General features: G+C 70.2%; 15 protein-coding genes and 1 tRNA gene. 2 read left to right on the forward strand and 14 right to left on the reverse strand.

Going from position 1 to position 12,899, the window contains the following annotated elements; all coding sequences use genetic code 11:
• Nucleotides 1-26 precede the first annotated feature (26 nt).
• The gene (gene clsA, locus Q5696_RS11465) at nt 27-665 is read right to left on the reverse strand and encodes a cardiolipin synthase ClsA (RefSeq protein WP_305091492.1); all 639 of its coding nucleotides are present in this window, start codon (nt 663-665) and stop codon (nt 27-29) included.
• 70 nt (nt 666-735) lie between these two features.
• Nucleotides 736-1,365 carry an NUDIX hydrolase gene (locus tag Q5696_RS11470; protein WP_305091493.1) on the reverse strand — a complete coding sequence of 210 codons (630 nt, stop codon included), beginning with the start codon at nt 1,363-1,365 and terminating at the stop codon, nt 736-738.
• A gap of 61 nt (nt 1,366-1,426) precedes the next feature.
• Between Q5696_RS11470 and Q5696_RS11475 the strand changes: the two genes are divergently transcribed.
• Nucleotides 1,427-2,020: a DUF732 domain-containing protein gene (locus Q5696_RS11475; protein WP_305091494.1), complete on the forward strand. Its 594-nt coding sequence runs from the start codon at nt 1,427-1,429 to the stop codon at nt 2,018-2,020.
• Complete coding sequence (locus Q5696_RS11480; RefSeq protein WP_305091495.1) at nt 2,017-2,319, forward strand: hypothetical protein; 303 nt, start codon at nt 2,017-2,019, stop codon at nt 2,317-2,319. The genes Q5696_RS11475 and Q5696_RS11480 overlap by 4 nt, the downstream gene beginning before the upstream one ends.
• 20 nt (nt 2,320-2,339) lie before the next feature.
• Here Q5696_RS11480 and Q5696_RS11485 read toward each other — a convergent pair whose 3' ends face one another.
• The 12 genes from Q5696_RS11485 to Q5696_RS11540 all read right to left on the reverse strand — a co-directional run bounded on the left by Q5696_RS11485 (nt 2,340) and on the right by Q5696_RS11540 (nt 12,896).
• Nucleotides 2,340-4,469: an oxidoreductase gene (locus Q5696_RS11485; RefSeq protein ID WP_305091496.1), complete on the reverse strand. Its 2,130-nt coding sequence runs from the start codon at nt 4,467-4,469 to the stop codon at nt 2,340-2,342.
• 79 nt (nt 4,470-4,548) lie between these two features.
• The gene (locus Q5696_RS11490) at nt 4,549-4,710 is read right to left on the reverse strand and encodes an enoyl-CoA hydratase (RefSeq protein ID WP_305091497.1); all 162 of its coding nucleotides are present in this window, start codon (nt 4,708-4,710) and stop codon (nt 4,549-4,551) included.
• Nucleotides 4,711-4,874: 164 nt separating this feature from the next.
• Nucleotides 4,875-5,225 (reverse strand): DoxX family protein, encoded by a 351-nt coding sequence (locus Q5696_RS11495; protein WP_305091498.1) that lies wholly within the window; start codon nt 5,223-5,225, stop codon nt 4,875-4,877.
• Nucleotides 5,226-5,413: 188 nt separating this feature from the next.
• Nucleotides 5,414-5,487, reverse strand: a tRNA-Pro gene (locus Q5696_RS11500).
• A 180-nt stretch (nt 5,488-5,667) separates the two neighbouring features.
• Complete coding sequence (gene der / locus Q5696_RS11505) at nt 5,668-7,110, reverse strand: ribosome biogenesis GTPase Der (RefSeq protein ID WP_305091499.1); 1,443 nt, start codon at nt 7,108-7,110, stop codon at nt 5,668-5,670.
• Nucleotides 7,107-7,805 (reverse strand): (d)CMP kinase, encoded by a 699-nt coding sequence (cmk, locus tag Q5696_RS11510; protein ID WP_305091500.1) that lies wholly within the window; start codon nt 7,803-7,805, stop codon nt 7,107-7,109. The genes der and cmk overlap by 4 nt, the downstream gene beginning before the upstream one ends.
• A complete protein-coding gene (locus Q5696_RS11515) occupies nt 7,802-8,812 on the reverse strand; it encodes a pseudouridine synthase (RefSeq protein WP_305091501.1) in 1,011 nt (336 codons plus the stop codon). The genes cmk and Q5696_RS11515 overlap by 4 nt, the downstream gene beginning before the upstream one ends.
• 13 nt (nt 8,813-8,825) lie before the next feature.
• Nucleotides 8,826-9,506 carry an SMC-Scp complex subunit ScpB gene (gene scpB, locus Q5696_RS11520; RefSeq protein WP_305095248.1) on the reverse strand — a complete coding sequence of 227 codons (681 nt, stop codon included), beginning with the start codon at nt 9,504-9,506 and terminating at the stop codon, nt 8,826-8,828.
• A gap of 11 nt (nt 9,507-9,517) precedes the next feature.
• Complete coding sequence (locus Q5696_RS11525) at nt 9,518-10,330, reverse strand: segregation and condensation protein A (RefSeq protein ID WP_370654920.1); 813 nt, start codon at nt 10,328-10,330, stop codon at nt 9,518-9,520.
• Nucleotides 10,318-11,205 carry a ParA family protein gene (locus Q5696_RS11530; RefSeq protein ID WP_305095249.1) on the reverse strand — a complete coding sequence of 296 codons (888 nt, stop codon included), beginning with the start codon at nt 11,203-11,205 and terminating at the stop codon, nt 10,318-10,320. Before Q5696_RS11530 ends, Q5696_RS11525 begins: the two co-directional genes overlap by 13 nt.
• 102 nt (nt 11,206-11,307) lie before the next feature.
• A complete protein-coding gene (gene xerD, locus Q5696_RS11535) occupies nt 11,308-12,249 on the reverse strand; it encodes a site-specific tyrosine recombinase XerD (protein WP_305095250.1) in 942 nt (313 codons plus the stop codon).
• Nucleotides 12,246-12,896, reverse strand: a complete 651-nt coding sequence (locus tag Q5696_RS11540; protein ID WP_305091503.1) for an NUDIX domain-containing protein — start codon at nt 12,894-12,896, stop codon at nt 12,246-12,248. Before Q5696_RS11540 ends, xerD begins: the two co-directional genes overlap by 4 nt.
• Nucleotides 12,897-12,899: the final 3 nt, after the last annotated feature.

Here is a 12,899-nt window from a genome sequence, read left to right on the forward strand (position 1 = left end):
CCGGCGGACCTGCCGCGACGAACCGATCACGGCCCGCCCCGGCCCTCGACCGGCCGCACCGTGCGGGCGACGATCGCCGCCTTTCCGATGTAGATGCCGGCGGTCCACACGTACAGCGCCGTTCCCCACACCAGCAGCGCGTAGCCGGTCGCATGGGCAAGTGCCGACCAGGCCTGATCCATCTGTGCCGCGAGGAGCAGCGGCAGCGCGAACATGAGCGCGAACGTCGCGGCCTTCCCGAGGTACACGACTTCCGGGGGCGGCAGGCCGCGGCGCCGGTAGATCGGCAACGTCAGCGCGAGGAGCAGGTCCCGGCCGATCAGGATCGCGGCGACCCACCACGGGATGATGTCGCGCGCCACGAACGCGATCAGCGTCGTGATCACGTACAGCCGGTCGACGAACGGGTCGAGCAGCGCGCCGAGCCGCGACATCTGGTTCAGGAGGCGGGCGAGTTTGCCGTCGGCCCAGTCGGTGAAACCGCTGAGCATCAGGATCGCGAGCGCCCAGCCGTCGGCCTGCGGACCGAGCAACAGGTACAGGAACACCGGGACGCCGGCGAGCCGGACCAGGCTGAGCAGATTCGGGATCGTCACGATGCGATCGGTCGGTTCCACGTCCTCGGTGGTATCCGGCCGCTCCTGTCCCACCGCGTCCACCCGCATTCCTCTCGGTACCCGAAAAACCGGCCGTATCGCCGGTGGTCAGCTTGTCACAGACCCGTGTGCGGCCGGGTCACCGCCACGCGAACCTGGGCTCGCCCAGGCCGGCCACCCGGGTGGCGCGTCCGTGCAGGACCACCTCGCAGAACTGGTGGACGACGGCCCCGGTGGGCGCGTGGATGTGGTCGCCCCGGAAAGGCCAGCACGCCAGCCGTTCCCCGGTACCGGGCAGGGGCACGTACTCGGTGGGCACGTCGAGTTCCCCGAGCTGCACCGCGAACACATGTGCCACCTCGGCCGGATTCGGGACGACGTCACCGATGTGCGCGTCCGCCCACACCACGAACGGCGACATCACGTAGCCGGAGCGGGTGACGTAGTCGTCGAGCCGGCCGAGCACGCCGTCCGGCCCGACCGTGACACCGAGTTCCTCGTCCAGTTCCCGCAGTGCCGCGTCGACGGCGGTCTCGCCGTCGTCGAGGCGTCCACCGGGGAGCGCGAACTGGCCGGCGTGGGCCCGCATCGTGGTGGGGCGCATCGTCAGTGGGAAGACCGGTGTGCCGTCGTCGCCGCGCATCACGGCGATCACGACGGCGGCCGCACGCCGGCCCGCGAGCGGGACGGTCCGCGCGTCGAACCGGTCCAGCGCGGACGCGATGTCGCCACGGGTGGGCCGGATCGTGTTCGTCGTCCCATCTCCCACTGCAGCCTCCTACCGGCTTCCCGTCGCAGCCTGTGCCGGCCGGATCGTCGTGCACCCGATCATGCCCCATCTGCGACGCGGCGCCCCGGCATCGCCGATGCGCCGCCGGTACGGCAAGATTTCCTCCGTGACCCGCTCCACCCGGTTCGGCCTGACCGCCGTGCTCTCCCTCACGCTCCTGGCAGTCGCCGGATGCAGTAGTACCCCCACCGACGGCGAGCCGGTGGTGATCGCCCGCTCGACGCTCGAACCGTCGACGACGGTACCGGCCGCCCCGAGGCCCGCCCGCGCCGCGGACGCCGCGGCCTCGACGCAGTCCGGGTCCGTGCCGGATCCTGCTGCCGTGGAAGCTGCTGCGGAGCCCGCACGCCCCGGTGGAGGCCTGGGCGCCGACGATCGGGACGCGGATGATCTGAACACCGAGGACCTGTTGTTCCTGTCGAACATCACCGAGTTCACGCTCCTCGAGAAGCCCGAGAGCGATCAGATCCGGGTCGGCCTGTCGATGTGCAACGCCCTCTATCGCGGGCAGGGTGCACCGGAGCTCGTCACCGAGTACCTCGACGAGGGCAGCTACACGGCCGCCGAGATCGACAACGTGCTCGGCGCGGCCACGTCCGCGTACTGCCCCGAGTTCACGGGTGCGACACGATGAGCGCCGACGTCCCCACCTCCATCGGATACGACGACATGCGTCGGCTGCTGGGGCTTCCGGACTTCTCCGAGCCCGAGCCGCCGGAACCCATCGGCTACGCGGAGATGCGGCGCATCCTCGGTCTGCCCGATCTGGAGCCGCACCGGCCGCCGCAGTGGACGGTGCGCCGCATCACGGCCGGTGACGATACCGGCCGGTGGGGGGTGTGGCGGGTCGCCGACGGCACCGCCGAGGGCGAGCCGACCGGCACCTATCCGACGTGGCGGGACGCGATCGCCTCGGTCGAGCACGACAGCTGACCGAGGCGACCGCGACCGGCTCAGATGTCGGCGGCCGCCTTCCACGCGGAGTGCACGGCGCCTTCGATGTAGTCGACGGAGCCGGCGTCACCGACGACGCGGACGTCGATACCGGATGCGGTGAGCGCGTCGGCGAGCGGTGCGGCCGCGGAGACGCCCGTCGCGACGACGACCATCGACGCCGGCACGGACAGCGTCTCGCCGCCGGCCTTGAACTCGACGGTCTTGCGGGTGATCCGTTCGAGGGTCGCGTTGCGGTGGATGTTCACCCCGACCTCGCGGGCGTGCTTGACGGCGGTCCAGCGGCGCGGCATGGCCATCGGGACACCGAGCTGCGTGCCCTCCTCGATGAGGGTGACGCGGCTGCCGCGTTCGGCGAGGAACTCGGCCAGCTCCAGGCCGACGAGGGAGCCGCCGACGACGACGACGTTGCGGGTCATCGGCAGGAACTTGAGGAACCTGCGGCTCAGGTCGCGGATCTTGTCGGGGCTCTTGGTGATTCCGAGAAGTCCGGCGGCCCGGCCCATGACTCGCAGCAGCGGCGACTGGTCGGACACGTCGCCCGATCCGGTCATCAGTGCGCGCATGGTGTCACCGGTGTGCACGTGCGGCAGGTTGCCGCCGGGGACGCTGGGGCGTTCCCGGACCGCACCGGTCGCGACGACGACCGTGTCGGCGCCGAGTGCGGCGACGGCGGTCGGGGTGGCGGTGGTGTTCAGGCGGATGTCGACGCCGAGGCGGGTCACCTCGTTCGTGAGCCACGCCAGGAGCCGCCCGTTGTCCGGGGTGGTCAGCGACGAGAACCACAGGGTTCCGCCGAGACGGTCGGTCTTCTCCAGGATCGTCACCCGGTGGCCGCGTTCGGCGGCGATGCGCGCGGACTCGAGTCCACCGGGGCCCGAACCGACGACGACGACGTGCTTGCGGGACTTGATCGCCGGGAACGGCAGCAGCGTCTCGTTGCCGAGGGTCGGGTTGACGGCGCACAGCGGGGTGTCGTCCCAGAAGTTCTCCTGCACGCACACGTAGCAGTTGATGCACGGGCGAACCCGTTCCGGGTGCCCGGCCTTCAGCTTGTTCGCGAGCTCGGGGTCGGCCAGCAACTGACGGCCCATCGCGACGAAGTCGGTGTGGCCCTGCGCGATCATCGTCTCGCCGACCTCGGGGAGCATGCGGCCGACGGTGATGACGGGGATCCCGACGGCGCGCTTGATGACGGCCGCATTGTCGGTGTAGTAGCCGACGGTGTTCGGCAGCGGGCCGTCGGTGAAGTTGGCGAACGCGTTGAGTGCGGTGCCGGTGACGTGGATGGCGTCGGCGCCGGCCTTCTCGAGCAGGACCGCGGCGGCGGCCGCCTCGTCGGCGGTCATACCGTTCGTCTCACCGTATTCCTGGCCGGCCAGGCGCACGATGACGGCGAGTTCACCACGGACGGCTTCCTTGACGGCACTGACGACCTCGCACGCGAGGCGGGCCCGGTTCTCGAGCGAGCCACCGTACTCGTCGGTGCGCTGGTTCGAGTAGCGGCTCAGGAAGCCGCCGAGCACGTAGTTGTGGGCGCAGTGGATCTCGACGGCGTCGACACCGGCCTTGCGGACACGTTCGGCGGCCTCCGCGAACATCCGCACGAGCCACGCGAGGTCCTCGTGCGTCGCCTCGTGGTAGGACGCCTTCTTCCCGCCCTGGATGGCCGCCATCTTCCCGAGTTCCTCAGGGGTGCAGTCGATCATGGCGCTCATGTCGCTCGGCGGCTTCGGCTGCGACGGCACCAGCATCGCGCGTCCCTCGAGGGTGTCGATGCGCGCCACCCGGCCGTGGTGCGTCATCTGCACGCACAGCTTGCTGCCGGCGTCGTGGACGGCGTCGGCGAGCGCCTTGATACCCGGGATGAACCGGTCCTCCGACAGGCCCGGCTCCTTGAGGCTCGTCGACCCGGTCGGGTAGGCGACCGCGCAGCAACCGGTGATGATGAGACCGGTGCCGCCGGCGGCACGCGCCACGAAATGGTCGATGTCGCCCTGGTGGATCTCCCCGTCCTCGCACAGGTTCATGTCCATGGCGGGCAGGACGACCCGATTATCGAGGGTGATCGGGCCGATGGTGCCGGGGGAGAGCAAATGAGAGAAAGTCTGAGGCTGAATGGTCGTCACACCCGAACGCTATTGAGCACCCATGACCGGATGTCACACTCTCCCACTCAATGAGACAGACAGCTGTCTCATCCCGGGCCTACAGCGCGAAACCGTCACCACCGTTACATTCGACGATGGCATACGTGGGGTACCGCTCCCCCACCCGGTGCGCCACGAACTGCACCCGGACACCGGACTCGTTGCTGCGTTTACCGACCACCCGCGCCAGACACCAGTCACCGCTGTCGAGCGCGATCATCGCCTTCCGTCCCCGCCGCAACATCTCGGATCGTCCTCTCGCTTCCTGCCTCGCCGAATCGCTGTCGTCGATTGCTATGTCCAGCCTGCCGTGCCCGGTGTTACACGGGGAGGGGACGACTACCTGTTCGACTACCCGATTCCGGTCGGCAGGCAGCAGGACGGTCACATCGTCGCGAGTCGCAGTACGAGCGCACCGACGGCCAGCACCAGATAGGCGGCGGGGAACGGGATCGTCGAATACCAGTGGGCACGCACGTGCGCTCCGATCGCGCAGACGAAGAACAGTACGAGCCCGATCGCGGCGGCGACGCCGATCACCGGCACCGCGATGCCGACGAGCAGGCCGACGGCGCCGGCGGCCTTCGCCGTACCCAACGGCAGCAACCACGAACGCGACGCCCCCACCCTGACCGCGTTCGCGACGGCCCGGTCGGTCTGCAGGAAGTCGACGGTGGCTGCGTAACCGTTCGCGAGGACGGTCAGGGCGGTGACGGCGAGATACGCGGGAAACATGACAACACTCCGGTCGGAACCGACAGGGCAGAAGTTCTCTTTCCGGTTCCCAGCCTTCCCGACCCGTCCGCGCCCGTCCAGCAACCACGTCCACCGACCCGACGGACGCCGATCCGGGCGCCGCCCCCGAGCAACCCGGGGAAACGAAAAAATCCCAGGTGAAGCAGTGCTTCACCTGGGATTTTCGGTCGGGCTGACAGGATTTGAACCTGCGACCACTTGACCCCCAGTCAAGTGCGCTACCAAGCTGCGCCACAGCCCGTCCACGCCCTCGTTCGGGCGCCTCAGAAGATTACAACAGCATCGCGCGGGAAAGCGAATCGGCTGGTCAGAGCGCACTATTCGGGCGAAACCGTCGCACGGATCCCGTGCCGGTCGCAGACCGCATCCCCGAGGGATGCGGTCTGCGACAGCGTGGGAACCCGTGCGACGGATGCCGATGTCACTTGTTCCTGCGGTCCCGCTTCTCGCGCACCCGCACCGAGATGCGGACGGGGCTGCCGTCGAAGCCGAACTCCTCACGCAACCGACGCTCGAGGAAGCGGCGGTAGCCGGCCTCGAGGAAGCCGGTGGTGAACAGCACGAACGTCGGCGGGCGGGTGCCGGCCTGGGTGGCGAACATGATGCGCGGCAGGCGGCCGCCACGCATCGGCGGCGGGGTCGCGGCGACGACCTCCTTGAGCCAGTTGTTGAGCCGGCCGGTGGAGATGCGCTTGTCCCACGAGTCGAGCGCGGTTTCGATCGCCGGCACCAGCTTCTGCACGGCGCGACCGGTGTGCGCGGAGATGTTGACGCGCTGCGCCCACGGCACCCGCACCAGCTCGCGGTCGATCTCCTTCTCGAGCATGTAGCGGCGGTCCTCGTCGACGAGGTCCCACTTGTTGAACGCCAGCACGAGGGCGCGTCCGGTGTCCGCGACCATCGACAGCACCCGCAGGTCCTGTTCGGTGATCGGTTTGGACGCGTCGATCAGCAGGATCGCGACCTCCGCGGCCTCGATCGCCGACTTGGTGCGCAGCGACGCATAGAACTCGTGGCCGCTGGCGTGGCTGACCTTCTTGCGCAGGCCGGCGGTGTCGACGAACTTCCATACCTTGCCGCCGAGTTCGACGAGCGAGTCGACCGGGTCGACGGTGGTGCCGGCGACATCGTGTACGACGGACCGCTCGTCCCCGGACAACTTGTTGAGCAGGCTCGACTTGCCGACGTTCGGCTTGCCGACCAGCGCGACACGACGCGGCCCGCCGCTCGCGGTGCCCTCGCGCGGGGTCTCCGGCAGGACCCGCAGCAGCTCGTCGAGCAGGTCACCGGTGCCGCGGCCGTGGGTGGCGGACACCATGTACGGCTCCCCCAGCCCGAGCGACCACAGTGCGGCGGCCTCGGCCTCGGTGCGGGTGTCGTCGACCTTGTTGGCGACGAGGATGACGGGGGTCTTGGAGCGGCGCAGGACCCGTACCGCAGCCTCGTCGGTCGCGGTGGCGCCGACGACGGCGTCGACGACCAGCAGGATCGCGTCGGCCGTGTTCATCGCCTGCTCGGCCTGCCGCGCCACGGACTGCTGGAGCCCCTTGGCGTCGGGCTCCCACCCGCCGGTGTCCTGCACCATGAACCGGCGTCCGGCCCACGACGCGTCGTACGAGACCCGGTCCCGGGTGACACCCGGGAAGTCCTCGACGACCGCTTCGCGGCGGCCGATGATGCGGTTGACGAGCGTCGACTTGCCGACGTTCGGCCGGCCGACCACCGCGACGGTGGGAACCGCGAGGAACTCCTCGCCGTCCTCACCGCCGATGAAATCGGCGAGGTCCCAGTCGGACTCCTCGTTCCAGATTCCGTCCCCGGCGTACTCGGCGCCGGAGAAATCACCTGCGTATTCGTCGGTCACTGCACTGCTCCAGTTCGTTCACCGATCACCAGCAGCACTCTGCCGATCACGTCGTCGATACCCAGGTCACTCGTGTCCACCGTCACCGAATCGTCGGCGGGCCGCAACGGGGAGACCGCGCGGGTGGAGTCGAGATGGTCGCGGCGCTGCACGTCGGCGAGGACGGCCGCGTAGTCGTCCCCGCGGCCCTCGGCGACGTTCTGGGTGTTGCGCCGCTGCGCCCGCGCCTCCGCGGACGCGGTGAGGAAGATCTTGGCGTCCGCGTCGGGGAGGACGACGGTACCGATGTCACGGCCCTCGACGACGATCCGTCCGGCGTCCGCCGTGATCCGTCGCTGCAGGTCCACCAGGAACGTGCGCACCTCGGGGACCGCGGAGACCGCGGAGACCGCGCCGGTCACGGCGGCGCCGCGGATCTCGGCGGTGACGTCCTCACCGGCGAGCTGCACGCCGTCGACGAGCGGGTCGGTGCCGATGGTCAACGGCAGCGACTCGGTCGCGGCCGCGATCGCCGCCGGATCCCCGAGGTCGGTGCCGCGGCGCAGCACGTGCAGGGTCGCGATCCGGTACATCGCACCGGTGTCGAGGTAGCGGGCGCCGAGTTCGGTGGCGACCCGCCGGGACACGCTGGACTTGCCGGTGCCGGACGGTCCGTCGATCGCGACGACGAGCGGGGCGCCGTTCGCTGCGGTCACAGGCCGACCGCCCCGTACAGGCCGCCGACCTCGTGCCGGCCCAGGGCGCGCAGCGTGCCGGGACGACCGTCACCGAGCGCGACGACACCGATGTCGGTGCGGACCAGCCGGACCACCGGATGGCCGACGGCGTCGAGGATGCGTCGCACGATGTGCTTGCGGCCCTCGTGCAGCACCAGCTTCACGAGCGACTTGCCGCCGTTGACGTCGAGGAGCGCGAACGAGTCGACCTTGGCGGGGCCGTCGTCGAGTTCGACACCGGCCTTGAGGGTCTTGCCGAGGCCGCGGTCGACGACGCCCTGCACGGTCGCCAGATACGTCTTGGGCACCTCGAACGACGGGTGCATCAACCGGTGCGCGAGGTCCCCGTCGTTGGTGAGCAGGATCAGGCCCTCGGTGTCGGCGTCGAGACGACCGACGTGGAACAGGCGCTGGCCGGCGGAGATGCGTTCGGAGACGATGTCACCGATGCAGGGGCGGCCGAGGTCGTCGGACATCGTGGACTGCCAGCCGCGCGGCTTGTTCAGTGCGAGATGGACGAGGTCCTTCTTGACGACGACGCGGATGCCGTCGACACGGACGACCGCGTTCTCCGGGTCGACACGCAGTCCCTGCTCGCGGACGATGCGGCCGTCGACCTCGACGCGGCCCTGGTCGATGAGTTCCTCGGCGGCGCGGCGGGACGCGACTCCGGCCTGCGCGAGCACCTTCTGCAGCCGGACGCCGTCACCCTTCATCGGTGCGAGGTCGCGGTCGGCTTCGGTGTACTGGTGCTTCGCCGGCTTGGCGTTGCTGATGGTGGGGGCGGTCTGCGCCGAGGTGGCGCGTTGCGGCTTGGTGGCCTTCGGCTTGCCGCGCTTGTTCAGCGCGGGCTTCGCGGCGGCGCCGCGGTGGGGGCGCTTGGCGCCCTGTGTCGGCTTGTCGGCAGCTCCTGCCTTCGAGCCGCCTCGGGTCGGCTGCTTCTTCTTACGGTCCGGTGTGCCATCACGGCGAGCGGGCTTGTTCACTTGTCGATCCCTGTCAGTGTTCGGTGTCGAACCCGGAATCCGTGGTTGCCGGTTCCGAGGACGACGCAGTCGTGTCCATTCTCGCAAACCTCGGGTCGGCTTCGATAATTCCGGCGATGTCGTCGATCACATCGACGTCCGGCAGCAGCGGCGCGAGCGGCGGCAGATCGTGCAGTGACGACAATCCGAGGCGTTCGAGGAACAGTTCGGTGGTGGCGTACGTGGTCGCGTGGGTCTCCGGGTCCGGCCCGGCCTCGACGATCAGGCCGCGCGCGAGCAGCGTCCGCACGACGCCGTCGACGTTGACGCCGCGCACCGCACCGATCCGGGCCCGGGTCAGCGGCTGCCGGTAGGCGATCACCGCGAGGGTTTCCAGGGCCGCGCGGGTGAGTTTGGTCCGGGCGCCGCCCTGCAGCAGCCGTTCGACGTACGGCGCGTATTCGGTGCGGGTGTACAGCCGCCAGCCGTCGCCGCTGCAGCGCAGGTCGATGCCGCTGCCGTCCTCGGTGTACCGCGCCGACAGGGTGTGCAGCATCGTCTCGACCCGTTCGGCGGGCTCACCGGCCGCGTCGGCGAGAATCGCGGCCGTCGCGGGTTCGTCCACCACCAGCAGCATCGATTCGAGGGCCGCGGCCAGGCGTTCGTCCGTCAGCCGGTCCGGCTCGCCGGTGAATTCGTCCTCGAAAGCACTCATGTCGATGTCGCTCACAGGTGGTCCTCCTCGGTCACGGGGGCGTCCGTGGTCTCCCCCGTCCAGCTGACCGCCAGAGCCCCGAGAGGTTCGGGCTGCTCGAACAGCACCGACTGCTGCCGGTACAGCTCGAGCAGTGCCAGGAATCGTGCCACGACCACGACGGTGGTGTCGCAGTCGGCGATCAGGTCGGCGAACGGTGTCCACACGCCGGGGCCGCGGGCCCGCAACATCTCGAGGACGAGGGCGGCCTGTTCGGGCACCGACACCGCCGGCACGTGCAGGTGCCCGAGACCCACCTCCGGGGTGGGGCGCGGCCGGAACGCGGTGGCCGCGATCTCCGCGAACTGACGCGGGTCGACACCGAGGAGCACCTCCGGCAGCAGGTCGGCGTAGCGGTCCTCGACGGCCGCGGCCCGCGGGTAGCGGCGCAGGGCACTCGCCTCGAGCTCACCGAACAGTTCCGCCGCCTGCTTGTACGCCCGGTACTGCAGGAGCCGCGCGAACAGCAGGTCCCGCGCCTCGAGCAGGGCCAGATCCTCGGCGTCGTCGATCTCCCCGGCCGGCAGCAGCCGGGCCGCCTTGAGGTCGAGGAGGGTCGCCGCGACCACCAGGAACTCGGTGGTCGCGTCGAGTCCCAGGGCGCTGCCGAGCCGGCGTGTGTACTCGATGAACTCGTCGGTCACCTCGTGCAGCGCGACCTCGGTGACGTCGAGCTGGTGCCGGCTGATCAACGTCAGCAGCAGGTCGAACGGTCCCTCGAAATTGTGCAGCCGGACCCGGAACCCGGTCTCGGTGTCGGCGGTGTCGGTGCTCACCGGGCGCAGCGGTGGATGACTTCACGGGCCAGGGCCCGATACGCCTGCGCCCCACCGGACTTCGGAGCCCACGTCGTGATCGGCTCACCCGCGACACTGGTCTCGGGGAACCGGACGGTGCGGTTGATGACGGTGTCGTACACGAGGTCGCCGAACACCTCCACCACACGCGACATCACCTCGCGGGCGTGCAGGGTGCGGGCGTCGAACATCGTGACGACGATCCCTTCGAGAGTGAGCCGGGGGTTGAGCCGGTCGCGGACCTTGTCGACCGTGTCGTTGAGCAGTGCCAGGCCGCGCAGCGAGAAGTATTCGCATTCCATCGGGATGATGACACTGTCCGCGCAGGCCAGTGCGTTGACGGTGAGCAGCCCGAGCGACGGCTGGCAGTCCACCAGCACGTAGTCGTAGCGGTCGAGGACCGGATGCAGGACGCGTCCGAGGGTCTGTTCCCGGCCGACCTCTGTGACCAGCTGGATCTCCGCGGCCGACAGGTCGATGTTGCTGGGCAGCAGGTCCAGACCGTCGATGCGGGTACGCATGAGGACGTCGTCGACCGAGCGGCGCTCCACGAGCAGGTTGTGGACCGTCAACTCCAGATCATGGTGTGCGACACCGAGTCCCGCGGACAGGGCACCCTGCGGGTCGAGGTCCACGAGCAGCACCCGGCGCCCGTACTCGGCGAGGGACGCACCGAGATTGATCGTCGACGTCGTCTTGCCGACGCCGCCCTTCTGGTTGCACATCGCAATGATCCGGGCCGGGCCGCGGCGGTCGGCGGGGCCGGGCTCCGGCACGTCCCGCAGCGGACGGCCCGTCGGTCCGTGTCGCGTCTCGCTCTCGCCCACTACTGCCTGCTGCAACTGCGTCACCACGGTGTCGATGTCCCCTGTCCTGTCGATCCCGTTCTGTCGATCCAGCCGATACCGTCACGCTACCGCTTCGTGATCTGGAACGGTGGACACGACGCACCGGCACCACCGCCCTCATGTGGCCCGCGGATGCGCCTGCGCCCACACCTCCCGCAACGCGCCCACCGTGACCAGGGTGTAGATCTGCGTCGTCGTCACCGACGCGTGCCCCAGCAGTTCCTGGACGACGCGCACATCGGCGCCGCCGTCGAGCAGGTGCGTGGCGAACGAGTGCCGCAGGGTGTGCGGCGACACCGCGACCGTGATCCCGGCCTTCTCGGCGGCGTCGTGCAGCACCTGCCACGCGCTCTGCCGGGACAGCCGTCCGCCACGCGCGTTGAGGAACAGGGCGGGGGTGCCGCGCGCCACCAGCGCCGGACGCCCCCGCACCAGGTACGTGTCGATCGCGGCGATCGCGGGGCGGCCGACCGGCACGATCCGATCCTTGCCGCCCTTGCCGCGCAGCAGCACCGACCGGGACTCGGTGTCGAGATCGTCGAGATCGAGGCCGACGGCCTCGGAGATCCGGGCGCCCGTCGAGTACAGCAGTTCGAGCAGCGCCCGGTCCCGCAGCGTGCGGGGGTTGTCCGACGCCCCGTCACCGCCCGCGGTGTCGAGGATGGCCAGGACGTCGTCGAGCGGCAGCGACTTCGGGAGCCGGCGGCCCGGGGTCGGCGGTTTCACCGCGCGGGCCACGTCCCCGGGGGTCATGCCCTCGGCGGCCGCGAACCGGTGCAGACCGCGCACCGCGATCAGGGCCCGCGCCGCGGAACTCGCGGCCAGCGGGGTCACTCCGTTGTCCGGGTCCCCGCGGCGCAGGGCGACGACGAACTCTCCGACGTCCGCCTCGCTCACCGCACCGAGGTCGCCGATGCCCCGGTCGCCCAGGAAACGGACGTACCGGTCGAGGTCGCGACGGTACGAGCCGATCGTGTTGCGGGCGGCACCGCGTTCGACGGCGAGATGATCCAGGTACGTCGCGATCTGACGCCCCAGCGTCCCGCCGGCAGCGGTCATGCCGGTGCGCTGTCCGACGGCTCCCGGGTGCGCCGCGAGAACGCGGTGGGCCGGTCCACCCATCCGGCATCCGCCGGGCGCAGCGCGTCGCCCCGGGACCGGGACGCGGCGAGCGCCAGAATGCCGGCCACCGCGGTGGCGTTGACGATCTCGCCGCGCAGCGTCATGGCCACGGCCTCGTCGAGCGGGAACCGGGCGATCTCGAGGTCGGCCTCCTCGTCGTGGGCGTCGGGACGGCCGATCTCCCGCACCCCGGTCGCCACGAACACCCGCACCGATTCGTCGGTGAACCCGGGCGAGAGTGCGACGTCGACGAGCACCGACCAGTGGTCGGCGGCCAGTCCCGTCTCCTCCTCGAGTTCCCGGCGGGCCGCGTCGACCGGATCCTCGCCGGGCACGTCCAGCAGCCCGGCCGGCAACTCCCAGAGCCGCCGGCCGAGCGGATGCCGGTACTGCCGGACGAGCACGAGCCGGTCGGCGTCGTCGAGGACCACGACAGCGACCGCGCCGTCGTGCTCGACGATCTCGCGATCTGCTTCGCGTCCACCGGGCATCGCCACCCGATCCACGCGGAGCGCGACGATCGCACCGCTGTACACCTCTCGTGAGGAGACGGTGTCGAACTCGTGTTCACCCGGCCGGATCATCGC

This window comes from Prescottella sp. R16 (assembly GCF_030656875.1).
Lineage (GTDB): Bacteria > Actinomycetota > Actinomycetes > Mycobacteriales > Mycobacteriaceae > Prescottella.